Here is a 24,405-nt window from a genome sequence, read left to right on the forward strand (position 1 = left end):
GCTTTATGCCCGCCGATGACCTCGTCGCACGCGTCCGGCTGACGGTGGATGACGCCGCGTCGGCGATGACGTTCTATCTGCCGCTACTCCCAGGTGCTCGCCAGGTCGGCGGGTCGCCGGCGCACCAGTACGCCCGCCGGGACCAGGCTCGCGGCCAGCGCGACGACGAGGCAGGCGCCGGCGATCGCGGCCACCGGCCACCACGGCACCACGGCACCACGGCACCACGGCACCACGATGAGTACTTCCGCCCCGGCCGCACCGTGGACGACCTGTTCCGCGACTGTCTGGAGGTGGTCATCGCGGGCGCCGCGGTCAAAGCCGGGGCCACCCCCTGACCGATCATCCGCTCTGCGGCAATGGATCCGGCGCGAGTGGGCTCATCGATCTGCTGGCCCACCTACACCACGTCGGCAGGGTCGTCGAAATGCTCCCAGGTCACACGCTTCTGCCGCAATCCGAGCGCCGTCGGACGCTATCGACAACTCAGCGTGAGTAGACGAGAGACCGCCAGGTCGGCGGACGCTGCAGCATCGGCGCGCCAGGCACTCCGTTGGCCTGTGCACGTCTGGCGTACGAGACCGGACTACGCGTGGCCGGCACGTCCGCGTGGGTGCACTCGGCGTCCACCGAGGCCCTCGCCCTGTTCACCGTCCACCCGACCCGCGACCACGACGCCATGACCACCGCCGGGGTCCTACCGGCCTTCACTGGCGTCGCCGTGCACGACGGGTACACCCCGTACCGCCGCTACGGCACGGCCCACCAATTCTGCAGCGCCCACCACCTGCGTGAACTCGCCGGCATCCTCGACACCGACCCGCCCGGACCTGGGCGGCGGACATGATCCGGCTGCTGTGCGAGACCGGCGCGGAAACCTTCTGCGCCATCCGCAGCTACCTCGCCACCACCCGCAAACACGGCATCAACGCCCTCGAAACCCTCACCCAACTCCACAATGGACGGACCTGGCTCCCCGAAACTACCTGAACAGTTACTGATGGAGCCGTCCGCCGATCACGGTCAATCGGACGAGCTCGGATCGTGGGTCCCTCAGGGCATCTGCCAGAGGAACGTGCAGTAGGCACAGGTCGGCGCGGACTCCGGGGCGAACCTGCCTTATGGAACCGCCTGGGTCACTGGGGAAGGACAGATAGCCGGCGAGGGCGGTAGCCGTCGTGACTGACTCCTCCGGGCCGATCACTCGCCCCCGCATGCTGGTCCGCTGACCGGCCGTCCGTATCACCTTCCACGGGTCGAGTTCGCCATACGGGGCGTCGCTGGAGACCGCGACCCGCACACCGGAGGTGACCAGCGAACGGTACGGGTAGAGGAATGGTTGCTCGGCGATGTCGACCTCACGCAGGTAGTCGTCGCCGCGGGTGCGCAGGAAGTCCGGTTGCGTGACGACCGCGACCTCGAGGTCGGCGATCCAGGGCGCGAGGCCCGGTGGAACGACCGAGGCGTGTTCGATCCTGTCACCAGGGACGGTGCCGACGTCCTCGACTACGGCAAGGGTCAGGGTCAGTGACTCGCTGGTCACGCAGTGCACCGCAACCGCTCGTCCGGTCCGGTGGGTCTCGGCGATCATGCCGCGCAGCTGGTCGAAGGTTGGGAGGGCGTGGTCGCGCAGCAGCAGCTTGCGTGGCCCAGCCGTGAGCCCGGTCGGGAGTGCGGTGCCGGTGGGCGCGCCCAGCAACGTGATGCGTTGTGGGAGGTCGCCTCCGGCGTGCGCCGCTGCGAGCAGTGCTACCGCTTCCGCGTCCAGGTCGGGCGTGGCATCGGTGACGCTCGTGATGCCATGGTCCGCGAGCTCTCGACCGAGCCGTGCCAGGTCGAGGTCCGGCGGCGTAAGGGCAGGCCGCAGGCGCGCGTCGTACCTCCAGAGCCGCCCGGTCGGCTCGCCACGCGCATCTCGTTCGACGTCGGCGGAGTCGTCGAGCAGATGTGACACCAGCGCGAGCGCCGACGAGTTCAGCATCCAGAGCGCGCCGCTGCGGTGCTGGATGCGCACCGGTCGGTCGGGCACGAGCTCATCGAGTGCATGCCGGTCGAGGTGTCCCGCTACGGACTCGTGGTAGCCGGTGCCCCGCACCCATGGTCCCCTGGCTTCCCGTAGGTCGGCGGCGAGGCGTGACCTGTCGCAGACGGCGGGGCCGCAGTCCACGGAGTCGCGTGCGGCAGCGAGCGCGAGAAGGTGCACGTGGTGGTCGTGTAGACCGGGCAGCAGAACGCCGCGATGGCCGTCGACGACCGTGACAGGTTCCTCGTCGCCGGCCCTCTGGTTAGCTCCGACATCGACGACGTAGGTGCCCTTCACCCGGACGTCGACCCGGTTGCCGTCGACCTCCACGTCGCGGAACAGGAGGTTCACCGCAGCCAGAGCTCGTTGCCTGCGCCGAGTTCGGGCCCGCGGCGGTGCGGATCGCGCGCCGTGGGGCCGGCGACGCGGTGCCGGCCGGAGACGGACTCCACCCACCAGGCGCCGTCGTCGCGCCACACGGTGTGTGGCTCGGGGGGTCCGATGGCGGCCTCCCGTACGACATGGAGCATGGAGACGTCGACCAGGACTGCGTTGTCGGCCAGCAGCGCTTTGGATGCCGCCGCCGCTGCGGCGGCACCGCTGAGGGGGTCGGCGAGGGCGTCGCCGGCGGGAAGCAGGTCGCCGGCTCGCTGGACAGCCGCGCCGGCCGCGACCGCGACGTCGTCACCGAACCCGACGGTCTCGCAGTCACGTCCCCGCGCGGTGATGGACAGCCAGCTGGTGCCGCCGGCGACGAGACTCTCGGCGCGGATCCCGAGACGCCGCAGCGCATGGGCCCGGGATCCCTCCAGCACCAGGTCCGCGCGTTCCATCAGCGCCACAAGTCGATTGCGGTCGTGCGGATCGGTGAAGTCGACCGCCACTGAGCTGTGGCCGCCGTGGAGCAGGTCGAAGAACCGAGACGGACCGCGCCGGGTGCCGTCCGGGCGGTTCCAGCTCTCGACCTTGACAACGACACAACCGGTCAGTCCGAGAAGGTGAGCGCACAACGGACCGGCCCACAGCGAGGTGAGATCCACAATCAGCGGGCGCTCCACCGGCTGGCGGCGGCCGCCCCGCTCGACGAGCACACCGGGTCGGGTGCGGATTTCCGCCGGCCACGCAGCGTGCGGCAGCTCGAGCAGGCGGGCCCGGAACACCGCCTCTGCGGTGGTGATGGCTCCGGCCCAGGCTTCGATCGCCTCCCATGGGCAGTCCACGGTCGGCCGCTCGATCAGGGCAGGCACCAACGCCACGTCGTCGTCACGCGGTAGGGACAGGCCGAACCATCCGTCCACGGTGGGGACAGCGCGGAACGCGCCACCGCACGACCACGGCCCGCGACGCGAGAGGCCGGCGATCGCTGCGCGCTCGCCCAGCAGTTCGCATCCCGGCAGCGCCGGTGCGGAGCCGGTACGCAGGACAGCGTTTCGACGGACCTGTTCCAGGTGGCTCAGCAGCGCGGTTGCGGGCCGGCCCGGTGCGACAAGAGGTGGTCCGTCGGCTCGCCCGGTCAGCGCCATGGCCCCGGAGCGTGCCCAGTCCGCCACCGGATCGGGCTCAGGCACGGCTGTCCACCAGGCCCCACCGCAGCGCCGTCGAAACGTCGACCCGCCGGTTGGTCAACGCCATGTATGCCGTCCGCCAGCGTCCGATCCGTCGCGTGACGCTCACCGTTCCACCGGCGCCGGGAATCAGCCCCATCCGCAGCTCGGGCAGTTGGAAGTAGGCATCGTCCCGGGCCGCCACGGACCCGGCGAATGAGGGTATCTCGACGCCGGCGCCGATACAGGCGCCGTGCACGACGAAACGAGCGCGGTCACGCACCTGGTGTACGGCGTGCCCGGCGCTGTGGTGCAGGCGAACGAGATGCGCCGCCGACACGCTCGGCGCGGTGCCGAACTCGTCCAGGTCGCCCCCACTGCAAAACGACCGCCCCGCCCCGGAGACAACCACCTCCCGAACGGACGGGTCCTGTCGTGCGACGTCGAGGCCTCGCAGTAGGCCGTCACGAATGGCGCGGCCGAACGCGTTGTGCCGATCCGGACGGTTCAGCGTGATCGCCAGGGTGTCCCCGGACCGTTCCAGCACGACCGGATCGTCGCTGTCCCCGACGTCGCGCCGCGGGGTGCCCTTGCGCCAGGCGGTGAACTCCGGCCCGGCCAACAGCATCGAGTAGGCGAACGACTCCAGCAGCAGACCGTCGGCGACAGAGCACCGAGCGCTGACCTCGAGCAGCTCGGCGAGGGTCACGGCGGCGTACGGCGCCGCGCCGACCGTCTCCGCGATGCTGCCCAGATCCTCGATGTCCCCCGCGCAGTACCGGCCCGGGCCGTCCGGGGCAAGCGTGCAGGTCATCCGCTCGAGCAGGGGTGCGCAGGCAGCCGGTAGCGCCGAGGTCGCCACGCCGACCAGCACGGGGTTGCGCCCGTCCAGCGCTGCGGCCGCGTCCTGCGCAGCGCGCCAGTCGGCATCGTCGAGGTCGACCACGACCAGCGGGCGGACCGGGAACCCTTGGTCGTCGAGCTCGAAGGTCACGCCGCGCTCGGCGATGTGCCGGAGGCTGATCAGATCCATGTTCGCCTCCTTCACGTGCCCGTCCACTCGCAGACGAGACGGTCGCTACCGGCGGAAACGTCGAGGTAAGCATGCCACAGGCGTAAGGACGACCCGCCAAGCGACCGAGCGCCCACCGGTGAGCCAATCAGGTTCTCGTGTTCTCGACCCACGCCCGGCCACGGTCCATCACGACGGTCCCGTCGTCTCTGCGCGTACGGAAGAGCACTGTGTTCTCCTGCGCCCACATTTCCACCGTCAGGCTCTGCCCAGGGAAAACGGTGGCGGTGAAGCGGCCGGACATGCCGCGCAGGCGTGCCGGATCGGAGCCGGCCATCTCGTGCAGCAGAGCCCGTCCGGTCACGCCGTACGTGCACAGGCCGTGCAGGATCGGACGGTCGAACCCGGCTCGGGCGGCGAACTGCGGGTCGGAATGCAGTGGGTTACGGTCGCCGCTGAGTCGATACAGCAGCGCTTGCTCGGGACGGGTCGGGTAGGTGACGGCACGGTCGGGCGCGCGGTCCGGTAGCCGCCAGGTGTCCTGCGGGCCACGTTCGCCGCCGAAAGCGCCTTCGCCGCGTATGAAGACCGCACTGCGGGCGGTGACGAGGACCTCGCCATCGGGGCATGTGGCGGTGGATTCGGTGACGACGAGCGCGCCGGAGCCCTTGTCGTACACACCGGTCACCCGCGTCCTGGCCTGCGCCGTGCCTTCGGTCGGGATCGGCCGGGACAGTGTGAAGGACTGCTCGGCATGCACCAGTCCGGCCGGGTCGTAGCTACCCAGCCGGGGGAGCGGCGCATGGGCGAGCAGCACGCCGAAGCTGGGCAGCACCCGCTGCCGGACACCGGCGGTGTTCTCAGTGGTGAAGGCGAGTTCCCTGGTGGGGTCATCCATGCCCGCGCCGACCGCGACCGCGTACAGCAGCGTATCCGCGGCGGACCAGCGGTGGGTCCGGGTCGGTCCCTCCCGCCCGACGACCGTGATGTCGATCGGCACCTCGAACTCCCATCAGACGTCAGGTGATCAGCGCGTGGTGGCGCGTCCCCATACCGATGCCAGCGCCGCGCAGATCTCGCCGACCGTGGCGTACTCGCGGACGGCAGCGAGGATCGATGGGATCGTATTGTCGCCGCGCCGTGCCGCCGCCGCGACCTCGGCGAGGCTGTCGGCGACGGCGCCCGCGGACCGGTCGCGCTTGACCTTCGCGAGCCGCTCGCGCTGCTCGGCTTCGGTGTCGCCGTCCGGGCCGGCCCCGAATTCGCCGAAGGCGGGCGCCTGATCGGTGGCGAAGCGGTTCACGCCGACGACCGTCCGACGACGCTCCTCGATCTCCATCTGCTGGCGGTACGCCTCGTCGTCGAGCTGGTCACGCAGCCAGCCCGACTCCAGTGCGGCCAGGGCTCCGCCCTTGTCCCGGATGCGGTCCATCTCCGCGGCGACGGCCGCTTCGAGCCGGTCGGTCATCGCTTCGACGGCGTACGAGCCACCGAGCGGGTCCGCCGTCCGGGTGACCCCGGTCTCGTGGGCGAGGATCTGCTGGGTCCGTAGCGCGACCCGGACGGCCTGCTCCCCGGGGAGTCGGAGGGCTTCGTCGTAGGAGGACGTGGCGAGCGTCTGCACTCCGCCCAATGCCGCCGCGAGGGCCTGGTAGGCGATCCGCACGATGTTGTTCAGCGGCTCCTGCGCGGTCTGCAGGCTGCCGAGGGTGTAAACGAAGATGTTCGCCGCGCATGCGCGCTCGTCGGTGACCCGGTAACGGTCCCGCATGAGTCGCGCCCACATCCGCCGCGCCGTCCGGAACTTCGCGACCTCCTCAAGCAGGTCGATGTGTGCGGCGAGGAAGAGGTACACGTTGTGTGCGAAGTCCTCCAGTCGCAGGCCGCGGCGCAGGGCCGCGTCGAGGTACTCGATCCCGTTGGCGAATGCGATCGCGAGTTCGTGTACGGCCGAACCGCCCGCGTCGCGGATGTGGTAGCCGCAGAACTCGATCGGTTCCCAGTGCGGCAGTTCCCTGGCGCAGTACTCGATCACGTCGACGGTGAACTCCAGCGCCCGGCGGGGCGGGAAGATGTACGTGCCGCGGGCCAGGTACTCCTTGAGCACGTCGTTCTGCAGCATCACCTTGAAGTCCGACGGCCGGTAGCCGTGGGCCTCCGCGCCCGCCACGAGCAGGGCGACGGCGATCGGGCCGATGGCGTTCGCAGTGGTCCGGATCTGGGACACCTGGTCGAGCGGGATGCCGTCGAGCAGGTCCTCCATGTCCCGGAGGGTGTCGATCGGCACCCCCACCTTGCCGACCTCGCCGGCGGCGAGCGGGTGGTCGGAGTCCAGCCCGTTCTGGGTCGGCAGGTCGAGGGCAATGGAGAAGCCCTGTTGCCCGCCGGCGAGCAGGCTGCGGATCCGCAGGTTCGTCTCGGTCGGTGAGGCTCGCCCGGAGTACTGGCCCATGACCCACAGTCCCTCGCGGTACATGCCTGGCCGGATGCCACGGGTGAACGGGTACTCGCCGGGGAGCCCACGCTGGGTCAGGTGCTCGTCCGGCCCGTCGGCGACGTCGAGCGGGGTGTACAGGGGCGCGACGGGCAACCCGGAGGCGGTCCGGTCGTCCGGTCCGGTGAGGCGATCACAGTGGTCGTCCCGCCACCGAGCGACCGCCGCGGCCAATCGGTCATGAGGCACTTCCCGATGTTGTCATATTGTGGAAGTCTAGTCCACAGCTAGTGCAGGGAGTCCGACATGGTAACGATCGATGCCCTGGTCGCCCGCGCCGCGGCGTGGTTCGGCAACCGGCCCGCCGTGGTCGACGGCGAGCGTACGGCCACGTTCGCCGATGTCGAGCGGCGCTCCAACCGGCTGGCGAATCTGCTGGTGGGCCTGGGCGGCGCGACCGGTGGTCGGGTCGCGATGCTGCTGCCGAACCGGCTCGAGTCGGTCGAGATCGACTTCGGCATCGCCAAGGCGGGCCGGGTGCGGGTCCCGCTCAACACCCGCCTGGCGCTCGACGAGCGGGCCTTCATCCTCGCCGATTCCGGCGCCGACACCCTGGTCTTCGACGCCGCCGAGGAGGAGTCCGTGGCCGAACTGCGGGCGCTCTGCCCACAGCTGCGCCACCTCATCCGGCTCGGCGCCGGCCGCCTCGGGCTCGACTACGACGAAGCGCTCGCCGCGGCCGTGGACAGGCCTGCGGGCGTGGCGCTCGCGCCCGACGCGCCGAGCTTCCTGCTCTACACCTCCGGCACGACGGGACGCCCGAAGGGGGCCACCGCGACGAACCGCAGCCGGCTGGCGGCGACCGTGAACATGCTCGCGGACGAGATCGACCCGCGGCCCGGCGACGGGATGCTCCACGTGGGATCGATGGCGCACGGCAGCGGATCGAAGGTGCTCGCCCACTTCCTCCGCGGCAGCCGTAACCTCCCGGTGCGGTCCTGGGACCCGGAGCGCTTCCTGGCGCTCGTGGCACGAGAGCGCGCGACGCACAGCTTCCTCGTCCCCACGATGGTGGCGGCACTCACCGACGTGGCCCGGCGGGGCGGGCAGGGCCCGGAGTCGCTGCGGGCGATCACATACGGCGGCTCCCCGATCGCCCCCGCCACGCTGGGGGAGGCGATCGAGGTGTTCGGGCCGCGTTTCGTCCAGGTCTACGGGTCGTGTGAGGCGCCGCACCCGGTGCTGGTGCTGCCGCCGCGGGACCACGTCCCGAACGGTGCGCGGCTGGGAACCGCGGGCCGCGAGGTGACGACCATTCAGGTGCGGCTCGTCGGCCCGGACGGGGTGGATGTGCCGGACGGCCAGGCCGGCGAACTCTGGGTACGGGGTCCGAACGTGATGGCCGGTTACTGGGGGCGGTCCGAAGCTGACCGGGAGGTCTTCCGGGACGGCTGGTACCGCACCGGTGACGTGGCGCGGCGAGACGGTGACGGCTATTTGTCCATTGTGGATCGGATGCGGGAGTTGATTATCAGCGGCGGGTACAACGTGTACCCGGCCGAGGTGGAGGCCGCTCTCGCGCGGCACCCCGGCGTTGCCGAGGTCGCGGTCATCGGGGTACCCGACGACCGCTGGGGGGAGGCGGTCAAAGCCATCGTGGTCCGCCGGCCGGGAGCCACGCCCTCGGAGCGGGAACTGGTCGAGCACTGCGCCACCACGTTGGCCGGATACAAGAAACCCCGCTTGATCGAGTTCGTCGACGCACTTCCGCGCGGATCGACAGGGAAGATCGCCAAGAGGGTGCTGCGGGAGCCGTACTGGCAGGGGCGGGAGCGTCATGTCTGATCGCGATGTCGTGATCGTGGGGGCGGCGCGCACGCCAATCGGTTCGTTCGGCGGCGCGCTGCGTGAAGCCACCATCCCCGCCCTCGCCGCGGTCGCCATCCGCTCCACAATGGAGCGTGCCGGGTTGGCCGGTGTGGACGTCGACGAACTCGTCCTCGGTGTGAACTTCCCCGGCTCTGATCGCTCGATTGCCCGGCAGGCGGCGCTGCGCGGGGGGCTCCCGGAGGACGGCGTGGCGTACACCGTCGACCGTGCCTGCTGCTCGTCGCTGGCCGCACTCGCCCTGACCGCGCGTGGAATTCGTAGCGGGGAGAGCGATGTCGCGCTCGCCGGCGGCGCGGAGAACCTGAGCGCCGTTCCGTTCTTCATCGACGGTATGCGTTGGGGGCACCGTCTGGGAAGCATCCAACTTGGTGATCAGCTCGTGATCACCTGCCCGCACACCGGGGTGCCACGAGCGGTCCAGGCGGCCGACGAGGCCGCCAGGTACGGGGTGGGCCGAGCCGAGCAGGACCGCTGGGCGCTGCGCAGCCAGCAGCGGTGCGCCCGCGCGGTCGAGCGGGGCCTGTTCGACGTGGAGATCACGCCGGTCCGGTCGCCGGCGGACGCGGCGCGGCCGTACTCGCTCGGTGCCGACGAGTCGCCGCGCCGGGACACCACCCTGGAGCGGCTCGCCGCCCTGCCGACCGTGCACGGCAGTGCGACGGTGACCGCAGGCAACGCCCCGGGCCTCAGCACCGGGGCGGCCATGCTCGCGGTCGCCGCGGCCGGGGTCGCCCGGGAGCGCGGCCTACGCCCGCTCGCCACGGTGCTGGGGGTCGCATCGGTGTCGGGGCCGCCGGCGCAGATCGCGTCGATCCCCGCGGTGGCCGCGCAGCGGGTCCTGGATCGGTGTGGAGTGGACCTGGCCGACGTCGACCTCATCGAAATCAACGAGGCGTTCGCGGCGGTGCCTCTCGTCACCACGCTGCGGTTGGCCGGCGGCGATGCTGATCGGGCGGCCGAACTGCGGGAGCGGACCAACGTCAACGGTGGCGCCGTCGCGCTCGGGCACCCGACCGGCGCCACCGGAGCGCGGCTGGTGATGACGGTCGTCGCCGAACTGCGCCGCCGCGGCGGTGGGATCGGCCTGGTGACGATGTGCGGCGGGATCGGCGAGGCCAACGCGGTGCTCGTCCGGGCACACCCGGACGGCGAGGTGAAGTAGGCCTGGACTCGCTCCGGTGTCGGAAGGAGATCGAAGGATGCAGGAGCCGTACGCGAACGATCCGCTGCTGTTCTACCCGGGGCGGCGGCTGACGGCGCAGGAGCGGGAGCGGATGGACCGGTACGAGATCCCGATCGAGGAACTCACCGTGGACCATCTCGTCTACAGCATGAGCCGGCAGATCGAGAACAATTTCCAGACGTTCTACAGCATCGCCGAGGAGGTCGTCGGTGTCGAGAAGGCCACCGAGATCGCCCGTGAGATCGGCCGTCGGTACGGCGGTCGCGGGTACGCGATGCTGTTACGGGCATACGGCATGGAGGGTGCGGGGAGCGCCCGGATGATGGCGCTGTACCAGGATCTGGTGCACAGCATCCGCGGACCCAAGCACGCGGCGGCGCTCTACGCCGAGCACGACGAGGGTCGCTGTGTGGTCCGGCGCCGTGAGTGCGTCTACTACAGCGAGGATCATCCGGAGAACGCCCGCTACACGGGGGCGTTCGAGTCCGGGTGCTTCGAGGGGTACCGGGCGGCCGACGAGAACCTGCTTCGGGTCGAGGTCCACCGGTGCCGGTGGAAGGGGGACGACGGCTGCGAGCAGCACTGGGTCTACCGGGAGGATCCGGACCGTCCGCCGCCCGCTCTCTCCGTCGGGGACCACGACCCGGATGCCGCGTGAGGCGTCAGTCCGCGGGCCAGGTAGCGGCGGCGCCGAGACCTTCCAGGGCGAGGCCGTGACCGATCCGCTCGGCGAAGAGCCGCCGCAACGGCTCGGTCATCACCTCCCGGGTGTAGCGCAGCGTGATGTCGTCCTGCCGGCAGAGGTCCTCGGCGAGCGCGTGGGCGCGGGGGAGGAGTTCGCCGGCGGGGACGACCTCATTGACCACGCCCAGCTCCTTCGCCTCGCGCGAGGTGAGCCGCTGTCCGGTGAGCAGGAAGTAGCGAGCGCGGTTGATGCCTAGCAGCGTTGACCAGACGGCGTGCACGCCGTCCCCGGGCACGGTGCCGAAGCGGAAGTGCGGCGCGTCGGCGAACACCGTCTCCGGCGTGGCGAGCACGATGTCCGACAGTACGGCGAGTTCGGCGTGGACGGTCGCCTTGCCGTTCACCGCCGCGATCACCGGGACCTCGATGTCGAGCAGCGCGGCGAGCAGGCGTTTGCCGTTGGTGTAGATGCGCTCCCACTTCTGCGGCGTCATCGGCCCCACCCAGCTGTCGTCGAGCCGGGCGATGAACTCGGTGCCGGTCCCGGTGAGGATCACCACCCGGTTGCCGGGATCGCCGCCGATCTCCCGGAACGCCCAGCCGAGTTCGCTGTGCGGTCCGGCGCCCCAGACCAGCGGTCCGTCCTCGGTGTGCAGGCGCACCTCGAGCACGCCGTCGCGGCGCTGCATGGTCAGGTGACGGTACGCGGTGCGGTACTCATCGAAGGTGCGGTGCATGCGTTCTCCTCTGCGCCGTGGTTGACGGCTGGGTCACGGCTTCCTAAGCTACTTCCACAATACGGAGTTAACTTCCACAACGATAGGCCGTTCGTCGAAAGCCGGTCCACATGCGCCTGACGTACACCGATGAGCAGCGACAGCTGCGTGCCGAACTCTCCCGGTACTTCCGAACTCACCTGGAGGGGGAGTTCTCCGACCTGCGATGGGAAGATCACGGGCCGCGTTACCGCGCCTGGATTCGCCGCCTCGGCTCGGACGGCTGGCTCGGCCTCGGCTGGCCGCTGGAGTACGGCGGCCAGGGGCGTCCCGCGATGGATCAGTTCATCTTCTATGACGAGGCGCAGCGGGCCGGCGCACCGATACCGATGATCTCGCTGAACACGGTCGGGCCCACCCTGATGGATTACGGCACCCCCGAGCAGAAGGAGCGGTTCCTGCCGGCGATTCTGCGCGGCGAGATCGACTTCGCGATCGGTTACACGGAGCCCGAGGCAGGTACCGACCTGGCGTCGCTGCGTACCCGGGCGGTCCGGGACGGCGACGAGTACGTGGTGAACGGCACCAAGGTCTTCACGAGCCGGGGTGCCACGGCCGACTACATCTGGTTGGCCGCGCGTACCGAACCCGATACCCAGGACCATCGGGGCATCTCGGTGTTCATCGTCGGCACCGCGTCGCCCGGCTACAGTGCGGCCCCCATCCGCACCCTCGCCTCCTATGACACCTACATCACCCACTATCAGGACGTGCGCGTGCCGTGCGACGGGTTGGTGGGCGAGGAGGGTGACGGCTGGCGGCTGATGCAGACCCAGCTCAATCACGAGCGCGTCGCGATGGCGGGGTTCGGCGGCCTGGCTGTCCGGCTGCACGAGGAGGTCGTGGCGTGGGCGGGCACCACGGAACGGGACGGTGTCCTCGTCATCGACATTCCGTGGGTACAGCACAACTTGGCCCGCAGTCACGCTCTCGTCGAGGCGATGCACCTGCTCAACTGCCGTATGGCGTGGGAGGTCGGCCGCGACGAGGTGGACCCGGCGGACGCCTCCGCGGTGAAGGTGTTCGGCACCGAGACGGTGCTGCGGGTCTACCGGCTGCTCATGGAGGTAGTGGGCCCGGAGAGCTTGCTCGCGGATACGAGTCGTGGGCACTCGCCTTGGGGAGCGCTGGAGTTCGCCTACCGCCGCGCCGTGATCAACACTTTCGGGGGCGGGACGAACGAGGTGCAGCGCGAGATCGTGGCCAGGGCCGGCCTCGGGATGCCCAGGGTCGATCGGCGTCTGCACTCGGCGGTGCGGGCATGACGGCGCCGAACCGCGGGCCGGAGGCCTCCGGTGGCCCGGTGGTGGACGAGCTGCACACCCGCCTGTTGACCTTCGTCGGCCGGACCAGTGGGTCGCCCCGGGTCGCCCCGGATGCCGTCAACGAACCGATGATCCGTCATTGGTGCCAGGCGATGAGCGACTGGAACCCCGCCTACACCGATCCGGACCGGGCCCGCACGGGACCGTTCCGGCAGACAGTCGCTCCGCCGGCCATGCTCCAGTCCTGGACGCATCACGACCGGCGGTGCCCCAGTCCGAAGCAGTCGGGCAACGCCGAAGAGGAACTGGTCGCGGAGCTCGCGGACGCCGGCTACACCTCCGTGGTGGCGACCGGCTGCACGCTGCGCATCGCCCGGTATCTCACGGTCGGAGAACGGGTGCGCTACCAGGCAACGATCCGGTCGATCTCGCCACGGAAGTCGACGGCACTCGGTGAGGGCTACTTCATCACCACCGAGATGCGCTACACCGACGACGCGGATGAGTTGGTCGGCTCGGTCGACTTCGTGACGCTGCGGTTCCGGCCGCGGCGGCCGCGTGAGCGGGGAGAGTGATGGACTTTTCGTTCGACGAGGACCAGACCGCGGTGGCGCAGCTGGCCCGGCAGGTGTTCAGTGACCTCGTCACGCCCGAGCGGCTGGCCGCGCGGCAGACGTCCGGATCCGACTGGGACGAGGAGCTGTGGCGAGTGCTCGCCGGCGCGGGGCTGCTCGGGATCGCGTTGCCTGAGGACGTGGGTGGGGCCGCGCGCGGCGTGGTGGAAGCGGGCCTGGTCGCGTGGGAGGCCGGCCGCTGCGTCGCCCCGGCGCCGTTGTCGGGGGTACTCGCCGCCGCCCTGGCGCTGGCCGGCCTGCCCGCGGCGCTGCGGCCCGACCGGCTCCTCGCCGAGATCGCGGCGGGACGGGCACTGGTGATCCCGTCGGTGGCGGGCGCGCAGGAGGCCGTGCGACCCATCGCACTCAAACCCGTCGAGGGCGGCTGGACAGCGCACGGAACCCTGCCGGTGGTGCCGTACGCCACGATCGCCGACCGTCTGCTTGTCGCCGCGGTCGATCCGCATGGTGCCCGGTTCGCGGTCCTGCTCCAGCCGAGGTTGCCGGGGGTGGTCGTGGAGCCGGTGGAAACCAGTGGCGTGGACGTCTGCGCCCGGGTCGCGGTGGAGGGGCCGCTGCTGCGCGACGGGGACGTGTTCGCCGGCGAGGCCGGTATCGCGCTGCTCGAGCGGGCCCGGCTGCATCACCTTGTGCTGAGCACCGCCGAGATCTGCGGTCTGGCCAAGGCGGCGCTGCGGCTCACCGCCGATTACACCACCCGGCGGCGGCAGTTCGGCCGCCCACTGGGCTCCTTCCAGGCGGTCGCCAACCGGGTGGCTGACGGATTCATCGATCTCCAGGCGATGACCTGGACGATGTGGAAGGCCGCCAACCTGCTGGACCAGGGGGAGGATGCCCGGGACGCGGTGTCGGTGGCGCGGTTCTGGGCCGCCGAGGGCGGCCACCGGATCATTTCCGCGGCCCACCACCTGCACGGCGGGGTGGGCATCGATCTCGACTACCAGCTGCATCGGTACTTCTTCAGGTTCAAGACGCTCGAGTTCACCCTCGGTGCGGCGGCCGAGCACCTGGCGGGGTTGGGCCGGTCTCTCGCCACGCGTAGCCGACCAGGAGGTGCGTTGTGACGGGGACGCCGACCGCCCAAGTGGGACAGGAACTGCCGGTGCTGGACGTGGAGGTCACCACCACGCTGATCGTGTGCGGGGCAATCGCCTCGCGCGACTTCTACCCCGGCCACCACGATCGCGACGCGGCGGTGCGGGCGGGCTCACCGGACGTCTTCATGAACATCATGACCACGGCGGGTCTGGTGAGTCGCTACCTCACGGATTGGGCCGGCCCGAGGGCGGTGCTGCACGAGATCGACCTGCGTCTCGGCGCGCCGAACTACCCGGGAGACATCATGCGACTCACCGGCGAGGTCGTGCAGAGCACTGCCGCGGACGCCGGGACGACGGTGACCGTGCGCTTCGAAGGCCGCAACGACCGCGGCGCCCATGTTCGCGGGTCCGCCCGGCTGCAGATCTGTCAATAGGGAAAGTGGGGCCTTGACACCCCTGTCATGACGCCCATAGCTTCTGCAATGTGAAAGCCACATCCAGTATGTGGAGTGAGGAGGTGATCGTTATGACCGTGACTCGAAGGTGGCGTTGGCGTACCGCAGGCGGACTGATCTGCCTCGTGCTGGTCGCCGGCGGCGCCATGGGCTGCGGAAAAGGCGGTGCGGACAGCACCGCGGGCAGCACGGCGAATTGCAAGTCCGTCGACAAGGTCAACTACGTTCTCGCCGCCGCGAGCGTCACTTTGGGTTCCGTGGGGTACGCCCAGGTGCCACAGGAACTCGGTTTCTTCGCCGAGGAGTGCTTGGACGTGACGATCCAGGCCAGCGGCCAGACCAATAGTGAGATCGCCCTGGCTCAGATGGAGACGGGCCGCTTCGACGTCGGCGTGCCGGCGACGCTCAGCCAGGTCGTGTTCGCGGGCAAGAAGCCAGTTACCAAGTCGGTGTTCTTCACCGCCTTCACCAACATCGGCCTCTACGTTCCCGACAACGGCCCCGTTCAGTCACCGGCCGACCTCGCAGGCAAACGCATGGGCGTAACCTCGATCGGCACGGGGACGGCCATCTACTGCCTGGAGTCGGCTCGGCTCGACGGCGTCGCAGCGAACCAGATCGAACAGGTACCGATCAACTCAGGGCTCGCGGCCGTCGCGGAGGCACTGCGCTCGAAGAAGATCGACTCGTGGTGCGGCATCGACAGCGACGGCATCGCCTTCACCAACGCAGGCCTGCCCTCCCACCGACTCGACACCAAGTTCGACAAGGATCTGCTGCCGCCCGGAACACTCGTCGCGACGCACAAGATGATCCAGGAGCGGCCGGATGTCCTGAAGCGGTTCCTCCGTGCGCTCCTGAAGGGATACACGTTCGCGCTCGCGGCGCCCGACAAGGCCACGGCGATCGCCCTCAAGCTGTACCCGGAATCCAAGCCCGCCGCCGACAACGACCAGGAAGCGTTCAAGAAGGCGCTCGCCATCGTCCAGGAGCGGATGAAGAACTCGCGGCCCCCGGGCTACCCCCAGACGTCGTTGGGGTTCACGTCCGATGACGCGCTCAACCGTGGAATCGAGCCGCTGAAGGCCGCCGGCCTCGTCCCCGGCAACATCACGCTGGACGCCTGGCGCGACCTCTCGCTGCTCAATGACGTCGCCAAGGACTTCGATCCGGCACCGATCGAAGAGCTTGCCCGTACCTACAAGGCGCCGTCCTTCTGATGCGGTTGCCGGCGGGCGGATCGGTGACGACAGCACTCCGGTCCGCCCGCCGGGCGTCCCCGCGGTACTCAAGGAGCAGGAATGACATGAATGAGCCGGTCATTGTTGAGGCGCTGCGGACCCCGATCGGCAAACGGGGAGCCGGGCTCGCCGGGGTCCATCCGGCCGATCTGCTCGCCGCACCGCTGCGCGCCGTATTGAGCAGCGCGGGCGTTGATCCCGGTGACGTCGGGCAGCTGATCGGCGGTTGTGTCACCACGGCCAACGAGCAGAGCAGCAACGTCACGCGCAACGCCTGGCTCGGCGCCGGCCTGCCCGCGCACGTCGCCGCCGTCACGGTCGACTGCGCGTGCGGGTCGGGCCAGCAGGCGAATGCGATGGTGTCGGCGCTCATCGCCGCCGGCATGATCAAAATAGGGATCGGCTGCGGCGTCGAGTCGATGAGTACCGTCCCGTTGCACAGCAACAAGCCCGCGGGCCTGCAGACGCCACGCCCACCCGGCTGGCCCTGGGACATGCCGACCCAGTACGTCGCCGCCGAACGCATCGTCGAACGCCGCGGGCTCACCCGGGAGGATCTCGACGCGTTCGGGCTACGCTCCCAGCAGCTGGCTCGCCGCGCGTGGGACGAAGGCCGGTTCGACCGGGAGGTGATCCCCGTGCCGGACCCGGCCGGGGGCGCGCCCGTCACCCGTGATGAGGGACTACGGGAGACGAGCCGGGAGGCATTGGCCGGACTTCGCCCGCTGGCCGAGGACGCCCGGCACACCGCGGGAACGTCGTCGCAACTGTCCGACGGGGCCGCCGCCGTGCTGTGGATGGACCGGGCGGCGGCCGAAGCACGCGGTCTGCGGCCCAGGGCCCGGTTGCGCGCCCATGTACTGGTCGGAACCGACCCGTACTTCCTGCTCGACGGTCCGGTCGAGGCGACCGCGGCGGTGCTCGACAAGGCGGGTCTGAGCCTCTCCGACATCGACATCTTCGAGGTGAACGAGGCCTTCGCGGCTGTTGCGCTGTCGTGGCTGCGCGCCACCGGCGCCGATCCGGAGCGGCTCAACGTCAACGGCGGTGCCATCGCCCTCGGCCATCCGGTCGGCAGCACCGGAAGCCGGCTCATCGTCAGCGCTCTGCACGAACTGGAGCGCCGCGGCGGAAGGTATGCCCTCATTACCATGTGCGCCGGCGGTGCGCTCGCCACCGGTACGATTCTTGAGCTGCTGTAATGTCCGCTGCCCCACCGCACAACGCGCGCGCCGAGGAGCGGAAGCTGCTGGCCGGCGCGCTGGACGGGTGGACGCGGCGGCACGCGGGCCCGCAGCTTCCGCGTGCCGCGCTGACGGGTGGGCCGGCGCCTGATCCCGTTCGCGGCCTCGCTGAGCTCGGGTTGCTGGCCGCGCACCTGCCGGAACCGATCGGCGGAGGAGGTGACCCGCTCGACCTGATCATCGTCGTCGAGCGACTCGCCGCCGCGCTCACCACCGGTTCCTACTTCGCCGGGCTGCTCGCCACCCTCGCCCTCGCCGACCACCTGGATCATCCGCTGGCGGCCTCGCTGTGCGAGGAGATCAGCTCGGGGCGGGCCCGGGTGGCCGTCGCGGTGGACGGCGCACCGCGACTCATTGCGACCCCCGACGGCGGGCTGCGCGTGCGGGGCGACCTGCCGCTGCTGGTCGGTCCGGCCGACGCCGAGTTGCTCCTCGTCCGCGCGCTCGCGGATCGGGAGCGGTGGCTGCTGCTGCGGCGCGGGGAGGTCGTCACTCGCCCCGAGCCGGCATTCGATGGTGCCCGGCCGATGGCGAGCGGCACTGTCGACGCCAGCCAGGGTCGTGACCGACTGTTGCCGGTGGGGCTCTCCACGTCCATTCCCCACGCACTCGGTCTGCTCTGTGCGGCCGAGGCGGCCGGGACCCTGGACTGGTGTACCCGGACCGCGGCGGCCCACGCGGTGAGCCGCGAGCAGTTCGGGCGGCCGATCGGGGCCTTCCAGTCCGTGAAGCATCGGTGCGCCGATCTCCTCGTGCGACGGGAGACCGTCCGGGCCCTGGTTTGGGAGGCGGCGCGGAGCTGGCACGGTCCGCGCCGTGGCGTGGCGGTGACGGCCGCCGCCGTCCTCGCGCCGGACCTGGCGGTCGCCGGCGCCGGATCATGCCTGCAGATCCTGGGCGGTCTCGGCTTCACCTGGGAACACGACGTGCACCTGCACCTGCGGCGGGCGGTCGTGAACCAGCGGCTGGCCGCCGGGCCGGCGGAGGCCGTCGACCTCGGTCGCCGCTGCCTCACCGGCGGGCTGCCCGAGCCGACCCCCCTGGCGGGCGACGGCGGGGAGGGCGAGACCGAGGCGTTGGCCGCGGTACGCCGGTGTGCGGCGGTGGCCCCGGAGCACCGCCGGGCGGCACTCGCCGCCGAGGGACTCATCGTCCCGGAACTATCACCTCCGTGGGGTCGCGGCGTCGGGCCACGCGAAGCGGCCGAGATCCTCACCGCATCGCGGGCGTACGGAATCGAACCGCCCGACCTCGGCATCGCCCGTTGGGTGCTCCCGGTACTGCTTGACGGCACGCTCTCCCCGCAGCGCGAACGAATGATCGCGGCGATCCTCTCCGGCGAGCAGCGCTGGTGCCAGCTGTTCAGCGAGCCCGGGGCAGGCTCGGACCTGGCGGGCCTGGCGACGCGGGCGGTCCGGGTCGCGGGTGGATGGCGCCTGAGCGGCCAGAAGGTGTGGACATCCCGCGCGCATGAGGCCGACTGGGGACTCTGCCTGGCCAGGACCGGCGGCGGCCCGCGCCACCGTGGGATCACCTGTTTCGCGATTGCCATGAGTACCCCCGGCATCGACGTGCGTCCACTGCGGCAGATCACCGGCGAGACACGGTTCAACGAGGTGTTTCTCGATGACGTGTTCGTGCCCGACGCGATGGTGCTCGGCGAGGTCGACGACGGGTGGCGGTTGGTGCGGCTCGCTCTGGCGGCGGAACGGACCGCGATGAGCACCATGGCCTTCTCCGACGGCGGCTTCGACCGGATCCTCGCCACGGCGCGCTCGGTCCACCCCGACGCCACCGTGCTGGGGCGGCTGGGCCGGCTCGCGGCGGCCGAGTACGCGGTCCGGGCGCTCGGGCTCCGCGCGGCGCACTCGCAGTCGGAGGGGTCGGCGGGCCCGGACCCCACAGTGCGCAAGCTCATCAGCGTCGAGCACCGGCAGGAGGTGGCCGCGTTCGGGCTGGAACTGCTTGGACGCGGTGCCCTTACCGACGGGGCCGACGCGCGGCATTGGCGGCACGCGTTCCTGGATACCCGGGGGCTCAGCATCGGAGGAGGGACCAGCGAGGTCATGCGCAACGTCATTGGTGAGCGCCTGCTCGGCCTGCCCAAGGAACGGTCATGACCGGTCCGGAGCGAAGCGAGCACGGGCCGACCGTACGCGATCTCGTTCTCGCCAGGGCCGGCGACCACCGGACCGGGCTGATCTTCGAGGATCGGACCTGGACCTGGGACGAGGTGGTGACACAGGCCCACCGGTGGGCCGATCTGCTGATGTCCTACCGTCGGCCGGGACCGTTCCACATCGGTACCCTGCTCGACACGACGCCTGAGCACATTTTCCTGCTCTGCGGGGCGGCCCTGTGCGGCGCGACGGTCGTCGGTCTCAACGCGACCCGCTCACCCGCGGGGCTGGCCCGGGACGCCCGCCGCGCGGACTGCCAGGTCGTGGTCACCGAGCCCGCTCTGCAGCCGCGGCTGGACGGGATCGACCTCGGCGTACCGGTTCTGGATGCCACTCGGATCGACATCCCGGACCACCCGGCCGGGTCCGCGCCGCCGGTACGCCCCGACTCGCTGTACCTTCTCCTGTTCACCTCCGGCACCAGTGGCGAACCGAAGGCGGTGCGCTGTTCGCAGGGGGCCATCGTCCGGCGGGGGAACAAGGTCGCCGATCGGGTGTCGCTGGGCCCCGAGGACACCGCGTACATCTGCATGCCGCTGTTCCATTCGAACGCGATCATCGCCGGCTTCGCCCCCGCGCTCGTCGCCGGTGCCGCGCTGGCGCTGCGCCGGTCGTTCTCCGCATCCGGCTTCCTGGCCGACGTGCGCAGGTTCGGCGCGACGTACGCCAACTACGTGGGCAAGCCGTTGAGCTACATCCTCGCCCAGCCCGAGCGCCCGGACGATGCCGACAGCACCCTGCGGGCGGTCTTCGGCAACGAAGCGGCCGCACGCGACATCGTCGCCTTCGGACGCAGGTTCGACTGCCTGGTCTTCGACCACTATGGGCAGACGGAGGGCGGGCTGACGCTCGCCCGTGACCCGGGTGACCCGCCGGGCGCCATGGGACGAGGCAGCGGCGGGGAGCGGGTGGTGGACCCGGTCACCGGGCGCGAATGCCCGCCGGCCCGGATCGAGAACGGGCGGATCAGCAACGCCGACGAGTGCATCGGGGAGTTGGTCAACACCGGCGGTCTCGGCTCGTTCGAGGGCTACTACGACGATCCCGAGGCCGAACGGGAACGGACCCGCAACGGGTGGTACTGGACCGGGGACCTGGCCTTCCGTGACGAGCAGGGCCGTTTCTACTTCGCCGGGCGACGTGGCGATTGGGCCCGCGTGGACGGGGAGAACATGGCGCTGGCCGGGATCGAACTTGTGTTGCAGCGCCACCCGGACGTGGTCAACCTCGCCGTCTATCCGGTACCGGACCCCGCCGCTGGCGACCAGCTCATGGTGGCCTTGCACTGGCGAGCCGACCGGCCGTTCGATCCCGCCGCGTTTGAGCGGTGGCTCCGCGAGCAGCCCGACCTGGGGCCCAAGGGCATTCCCCGCTTTGTCCGGCTCACCCGCGCGCTTCCCATGACGGCGACGAACAAGGTCCGGAAACGCGTGCTCGTCGCCGAGCGCTGGGAGGTGGACGACCCGGTGTGGTGGCGTCCCCGGGCCGCCGACGGATTTTGCCGCTTCGATGCGTCCGCGCGCGCCGAGTGGAACATGCTCTTCGAGCGGCACGGCCGGGCCGTTGCGCTCGATCTGGCTGGATCGGGATACGGAGGCGAGTCGTGACCACGGTGGATCTCTCCGGGCGGGTGGCGATCGTGACCGGGGCCGGCCGCGGGCTGGGCCGGGCCGAGGCGCTCGCGCTCGGCGCGGCGGGGGCGAGTGTGGTCGTGAACGATGTGGACGCCGCCGCCGACGAGGTCGTCGACGAGATCGTGTCGGCCGGCGGCGAGGCGGTCGCCGATCACGCGGACGTCGCGGACCTGGCACAGGCCGGCGCGCTGGTCGACACCGCGGTGCGGGTGTTCGGCCGGTTGGACGTGCTGGTGAACAACGCCGGGATCGTGCGGGACCGGATGGTCTTCACGATGTCCGAGCGGGAATGGGACGACGTGCTGCGGGTGCACCTGCGGGGGCACTTCTGCACGACGCGGTGGGCCACCGCGTACTGGCGGGCCGAGGCGAAGGCCGGGCGGGCCGTCGGGGCCTCGATCGTCAACACGGCCTCCGAGGCGTTTCTCAACGCGCCGGCCGGTCAGCCCAACTACGCGGCGGCGAAGGCCGGAATCGTGGCGTTGACCGTGTCCACGGCGAAGGGGTGCGCGGCGTACGGGGTCAGGGTCAACGCGATCTGTCCACGGGCGGCGACCGCCATGACCTCGCCGATCTTCGCGGACCGGCCCGAGGACGCCAGGCGGCTCTCGTCCGAGCATGTCGCGCCGCTGGTGGTGTATCTCGCCTCGGACGCGGCCGCATCGGTCAGCGGGAACGTCTTCATCTGCTACGGCCCTCGGGTCGGGGTGCTGGCACCGCCCGTCCTGGCCGCGACAGCCGACGCCCCGGATGGCCGGTGGACGCCGCAGGCCCTCGCGGCGACGTTTGCTGAGTCGCGCTTCGCGCGGCGGCTGAGCGACGGCTATGCCGCCGACGACGTGGTCGCGGCGGCCGCCGACCTGTGGGGACCAACCCAAGAAGCCCGTCGCGGCCCAGCCGGTCGTTGACGGGTTCTGTTCACTCGAATTAACCGTTTATTGACCATGCAAGACCAGGTTGATAGCGTGAAAACCGCTTCCACAATGCGGATGTCCCGATCGATCAGGACCGTGGAGACGCGGACCGCGCAGCAGAGGGGGAGAGCGGTGAGTCTTACTCCGCAGACCGTGTCCGATCGGGCAGGGCGGGAGGGCGCAGCGGCCCGTAGTGCTGCCGACGCCCTGATGGACCGGCCCGTCGAGAAGGCGAGCCTGCTGCGCCGGCGGCCGGAACTGCTGCTCTCACCGGCGGTACTGGTGCTCGTGCTGGCCGTCTGGCACCTCGTTGTGCAGTGGTTCGAGGTGTCCAGATTCGTGCTGCCACCGCCCGTCGACGTGATCCAGGCGCTGGTGCGCAACATCCAAGAAGGCCGGTACACCGATCATCTGCTCTACACCGTGCGCAACTCGCTGACCGGGTTCGCCGCCGGAACGATCCTCGGTGTGCTGGTCGGTGGCCTGCTCGCAGCGTCATCCATCGTGGAGCGCGTGCTGCACCCGTACATCGTCGCGTTCCAGACGTTCCCCAAGATCGCGCTGGTCCCGATGCTCACGATCTGGTTCGGCTTCGACGCCCAGCCAAAGATGATCATCGCCGGGATCCTCGCGTTCTTCCCGGTCATGGTGAACGCCTACGTCGGCCTGACCTCGCTGGACGTGGAGTCCGAGGAGTTGATGCGGTCGCTTCGGTCCTCGCGGCTGCAGACGTTCGTCAAACTCCGGCTCCCCACCGCGTTGCCCTACATCTTCGCTGGCCTGGAGCTGGCGCTCGTCTTCGCGATCCTCGGCGCGGTGACCGGGGAGTTCCTCGGTTCGAGGCAGGGGCTCGGGTTCCTCATCCAGCAGTTCTCGGCCCAGCTGCGCACGGAGGACATCTTCGCACTGCTCATCATTTTCGCCATCTTGGGCATGGCCGTTCACATGCTCATCAGCTGGCTCCGGAAAAAGGTCATCTACTGGCAGGGCTGAGGAGACACAGCATGACGCCTACCGACGGAGGAACCCGAACCCAGAACGTGCCGCGCCGGCTGCCCGAGCCGGAACCGCGGAAGGTGCACTACACCGTGATCTCGGTGGACGACCATGTCGTCGAGCCCCCGACCACGTTCGAGGGGCGCATCCCGGCCGCCTTCATGGACCGGGCGCCCCGGATCGTCGAGGACGCCGACGGGGAGCAGGCGTGGCTGTACGACGGTGAGCTGCTGCCCAATATGAGCGTGCACGCGACCGTTGGATTCGACATCACCAACGCGGGCTTTGACCCGCAGCGCTTCGACCAGATGCGGCAGGGCTGCTGGGACATTCACGAGCGGGTCCGCGACATGGATGTCAACGGCATCGCCGCCTCGTTGTGCTTCCCGTCCAAGCTCGCCGGGTTCGGCGGGTACCGGTTCTCGATGAGCCGTGACGCGGAACTCGGCCGGGCGGCGTTCGAGGCCTACAACGACTGGCATCTCGAGGACTGGGCGGGCGCGTACCCGGACCGCATCATTCCGTGCCAGATTCCGTGGCTCCGCGATCCCGCCGAGGGTGCCGAGTACATCCGGCGCAACGCCGAACGCGGATTCCGGGCCGTGACCTTCCCGGACAACCCCGAGCACCTGGGCCTGCCATCGGTGCACTCCGGACACTGGGATCCGCTGCTGCGGGCCTGCGCCGAGACCGGCACCGTGGTCTGCCTGCACGTCGGGTCGGCCTCGTTCATCCTCGGCGCCGCCTCGGACGCACCGCTGGACACCCGTACGGTGCTCTTCCCGCTCAACTCGAGCGTCGCCCTGGTGGACTGGCTGTACTCGATGATTCCGGTCCGGTTCCCGACCTTGAAGATCATGCTGGCCGAAAGCGGGATCGGTTGGGTGCCCTCGATGCTGGACCGGCTCCGGTTCTGCGTCGACCAGAACCACGCGGGCTACGCCGGCGGCTGGGCCAGTAACGAGTTCACGCCGACGGAGATCGTCCAGCGCAACTTCTGGTTCAGCTCGCTGGAGGACCCGTCCGGCTTCGAACAGCGGCACCGGATCGGGGTGGACCGGATTCTGGTCGAGTCCGACTACCCACATCCTGACTCCACCTGGCCGGACACACAGGAAGTGTTGCACCGGCAACTCCGCGACATCGACCGGGACGAGGTGGACCGGATCACCTACCGCAATGCGGCGGAGCTGTTCCGTTTCCCGGTCTCCGGGCTGCTGACCTGACATTGGCGGATTCGCAGGGAGGAGAAGGC

At 70.2% G+C, this 24,405-nt stretch carries 23 protein-coding genes; 17 read left to right on the forward strand and 6 right to left on the reverse strand.

Annotated elements, in window-relative coordinates; genetic code table 11:
* Positions 1 to 5 precede the first annotated feature (5 nt).
* The 3 genes from Dfulv_RS15730 (at position 6) to Dfulv_RS15740 (ending at position 990) form a co-directional block, all read left to right on the forward strand.
* Positions 6 to 338: a hypothetical protein gene (locus tag Dfulv_RS15730; RefSeq protein ID WP_259863748.1), complete on the forward strand. Its 333-nt coding sequence runs from the start codon at positions 6 to 8 to the stop codon at positions 336 to 338.
* 254 nt (positions 339 to 592) lie between these two features.
* Positions 593 to 847 carry an IS66 family transposase gene (locus Dfulv_RS15735; RefSeq protein ID WP_259863751.1) on the forward strand — a complete coding sequence of 85 codons (255 nt, stop codon included), beginning with the start codon at positions 593 to 595 and terminating at the stop codon, positions 845 to 847.
* Positions 844 to 990 carry a hypothetical protein gene (locus Dfulv_RS15740; protein WP_259863752.1) on the forward strand — a complete coding sequence of 49 codons (147 nt, stop codon included), beginning with the start codon at positions 844 to 846 and terminating at the stop codon, positions 988 to 990. The genes Dfulv_RS15735 and Dfulv_RS15740 overlap by 4 nt, the downstream gene beginning before the upstream one ends.
* A 4-nt stretch (positions 991 to 994) precedes the next feature.
* Here Dfulv_RS15740 and Dfulv_RS15745 read toward each other — a convergent pair whose 3' ends face one another.
* The 5 genes from Dfulv_RS15745 to Dfulv_RS15765 form a co-directional block, all read right to left on the reverse strand.
* Complete coding sequence (locus Dfulv_RS15745) at positions 995 to 2,374, reverse strand: amidohydrolase family protein (protein ID WP_259863754.1); 1,380 nt, start codon at positions 2,372 to 2,374, stop codon at positions 995 to 997.
* Positions 2,371 to 3,591, reverse strand: coding sequence for a CoA transferase (locus Dfulv_RS15750; protein WP_259863755.1), 1,221 nt, complete (start codon positions 3,589 to 3,591; stop codon positions 2,371 to 2,373). The genes Dfulv_RS15745 and Dfulv_RS15750 overlap by 4 nt, the downstream gene beginning before the upstream one ends.
* On the reverse strand, positions 3,584 to 4,600 hold the full coding sequence (locus Dfulv_RS15755; protein ID WP_259863756.1) for an enoyl-CoA hydratase/isomerase family protein: 1,017 nt from the start codon (positions 4,598 to 4,600) through the stop codon (positions 3,584 to 3,586). Before Dfulv_RS15755 ends, Dfulv_RS15750 begins: the two co-directional genes overlap by 8 nt.
* A gap of 127 nt (positions 4,601 to 4,727) precedes the next feature.
* Positions 4,728 to 5,579: a MaoC/PaaZ C-terminal domain-containing protein gene (locus Dfulv_RS15760; RefSeq protein ID WP_259863757.1), complete on the reverse strand. Its 852-nt coding sequence runs from the start codon at positions 5,577 to 5,579 to the stop codon at positions 4,728 to 4,730.
* A gap of 27 nt (positions 5,580 to 5,606) precedes the next feature.
* Positions 5,607 to 7,262, reverse strand: coding sequence for an acyl-CoA mutase large subunit family protein (locus tag Dfulv_RS15765; protein ID WP_259863758.1), 1,656 nt, complete (start codon positions 7,260 to 7,262; stop codon positions 5,607 to 5,609).
* 57 nt (positions 7,263 to 7,319) lie between these two features.
* On the opposite strand from Dfulv_RS15765, the gene Dfulv_RS15770 reads away from it, so the two are divergent.
* The 3 genes from Dfulv_RS15770 to Dfulv_RS15780 are packed head-to-tail and all read left to right on the forward strand — an operon-like array spanning position 7,320 to position 10,744.
* A complete protein-coding gene (locus Dfulv_RS15770) occupies positions 7,320 to 8,858 on the forward strand; it encodes a class I adenylate-forming enzyme family protein (RefSeq protein WP_259863759.1) in 1,539 nt (512 codons plus the stop codon).
* Positions 8,851 to 10,065: a thiolase family protein gene (locus Dfulv_RS15775; protein ID WP_259863761.1), complete on the forward strand. Its 1,215-nt coding sequence runs from the start codon at positions 8,851 to 8,853 to the stop codon at positions 10,063 to 10,065. Before Dfulv_RS15770 ends, Dfulv_RS15775 begins: the two co-directional genes overlap by 8 nt.
* Positions 10,066 to 10,102: 37 nt before the next feature.
* The gene (locus tag Dfulv_RS15780) at positions 10,103 to 10,744 is read left to right on the forward strand and encodes a hypothetical protein (RefSeq protein WP_259863762.1); all 642 of its coding nucleotides are present in this window, start codon (positions 10,103 to 10,105) and stop codon (positions 10,742 to 10,744) included.
* Positions 10,745 to 10,748: 4 nt separating this feature from the next.
* Here Dfulv_RS15780 and Dfulv_RS15785 read toward each other — a convergent pair whose 3' ends face one another.
* Positions 10,749 to 11,507 carry an enoyl-CoA hydratase/isomerase family protein gene (locus tag Dfulv_RS15785; protein ID WP_259863763.1) on the reverse strand — a complete coding sequence of 253 codons (759 nt, stop codon included), beginning with the start codon at positions 11,505 to 11,507 and terminating at the stop codon, positions 10,749 to 10,751.
* Between the two features lie 110 nt (positions 11,508 to 11,617).
* On the opposite strand from Dfulv_RS15785, the gene Dfulv_RS15790 reads away from it, so the two are divergent.
* The 11 genes from Dfulv_RS15790 to Dfulv_RS15840 all read left to right on the forward strand — a co-directional run bounded on the left by Dfulv_RS15790 (position 11,618) and on the right by Dfulv_RS15840 (position 24,376).
* Complete coding sequence (locus Dfulv_RS15790) at positions 11,618 to 12,811, forward strand: acyl-CoA dehydrogenase family protein (RefSeq protein WP_259863765.1); 1,194 nt, start codon at positions 11,618 to 11,620, stop codon at positions 12,809 to 12,811.
* Entirely contained in the window at positions 12,808 to 13,386 is a 579-nt protein-coding gene (locus Dfulv_RS15795; RefSeq protein ID WP_259863767.1) for a MaoC family dehydratase N-terminal domain-containing protein, read from the forward strand. The genes Dfulv_RS15790 and Dfulv_RS15795 overlap by 4 nt, the downstream gene beginning before the upstream one ends.
* Positions 13,386 to 14,510: an acyl-CoA dehydrogenase family protein gene (locus Dfulv_RS15800; RefSeq protein ID WP_259863768.1), complete on the forward strand. Its 1,125-nt coding sequence runs from the start codon at positions 13,386 to 13,388 to the stop codon at positions 14,508 to 14,510. Before Dfulv_RS15795 ends, Dfulv_RS15800 begins: the two co-directional genes overlap by 1 nt.
* Positions 14,511 to 14,557: 47 nt before the next feature.
* The gene (locus tag Dfulv_RS15805) at positions 14,558 to 14,920 is read left to right on the forward strand and encodes a MaoC/PaaZ C-terminal domain-containing protein (RefSeq protein ID WP_259863770.1); all 363 of its coding nucleotides are present in this window, start codon (positions 14,558 to 14,560) and stop codon (positions 14,918 to 14,920) included.
* A 92-nt stretch (positions 14,921 to 15,012) separates the two neighbouring features.
* Positions 15,013 to 16,161: an ABC transporter substrate-binding protein gene (locus Dfulv_RS15810; RefSeq protein ID WP_259863773.1), complete on the forward strand. Its 1,149-nt coding sequence runs from the start codon at positions 15,013 to 15,015 to the stop codon at positions 16,159 to 16,161.
* A gap of 86 nt (positions 16,162 to 16,247) precedes the next feature.
* Positions 16,248 to 17,384, forward strand: coding sequence for a steroid 3-ketoacyl-CoA thiolase (locus Dfulv_RS15815; protein WP_259863775.1), 1,137 nt, complete (start codon positions 16,248 to 16,250; stop codon positions 17,382 to 17,384).
* Positions 17,384 to 19,546 carry an acyl-CoA dehydrogenase gene (locus tag Dfulv_RS15820; RefSeq protein ID WP_259863778.1) on the forward strand — a complete coding sequence of 721 codons (2,163 nt, stop codon included), beginning with the start codon at positions 17,384 to 17,386 and terminating at the stop codon, positions 19,544 to 19,546. The genes Dfulv_RS15815 and Dfulv_RS15820 overlap by 1 nt, the downstream gene beginning before the upstream one ends.
* Positions 19,543 to 21,213, forward strand: a complete 1,671-nt coding sequence (locus Dfulv_RS15825) for an AMP-binding protein (protein ID WP_259863780.1) — start codon at positions 19,543 to 19,545, stop codon at positions 21,211 to 21,213. The genes Dfulv_RS15820 and Dfulv_RS15825 overlap by 4 nt, the downstream gene beginning before the upstream one ends.
* The gene (locus Dfulv_RS15830) at positions 21,210 to 22,148 is read left to right on the forward strand and encodes an SDR family NAD(P)-dependent oxidoreductase (RefSeq protein WP_259863781.1); all 939 of its coding nucleotides are present in this window, start codon (positions 21,210 to 21,212) and stop codon (positions 22,146 to 22,148) included. Before Dfulv_RS15825 ends, Dfulv_RS15830 begins: the two co-directional genes overlap by 4 nt.
* A gap of 159 nt (positions 22,149 to 22,307) precedes the next feature.
* On the forward strand, positions 22,308 to 23,147 hold the full coding sequence (locus tag Dfulv_RS15835; RefSeq protein WP_259863782.1) for an ABC transporter permease: 840 nt from the start codon (positions 22,308 to 22,310) through the stop codon (positions 23,145 to 23,147).
* A gap of 11 nt (positions 23,148 to 23,158) precedes the next feature.
* The gene (locus tag Dfulv_RS15840) at positions 23,159 to 24,376 is read left to right on the forward strand and encodes an amidohydrolase family protein (RefSeq protein ID WP_259863783.1); all 1,218 of its coding nucleotides are present in this window, start codon (positions 23,159 to 23,161) and stop codon (positions 24,374 to 24,376) included.
* The last annotated feature ends 29 nt before the right edge of the window (positions 24,377 to 24,405 follow it).

Source organism: Dactylosporangium fulvum (assembly GCF_025137375.1).
Classification (GTDB): Bacteria; Actinomycetota; Actinomycetes; order Mycobacteriales; family Micromonosporaceae; genus Dactylosporangium; species Dactylosporangium fulvum.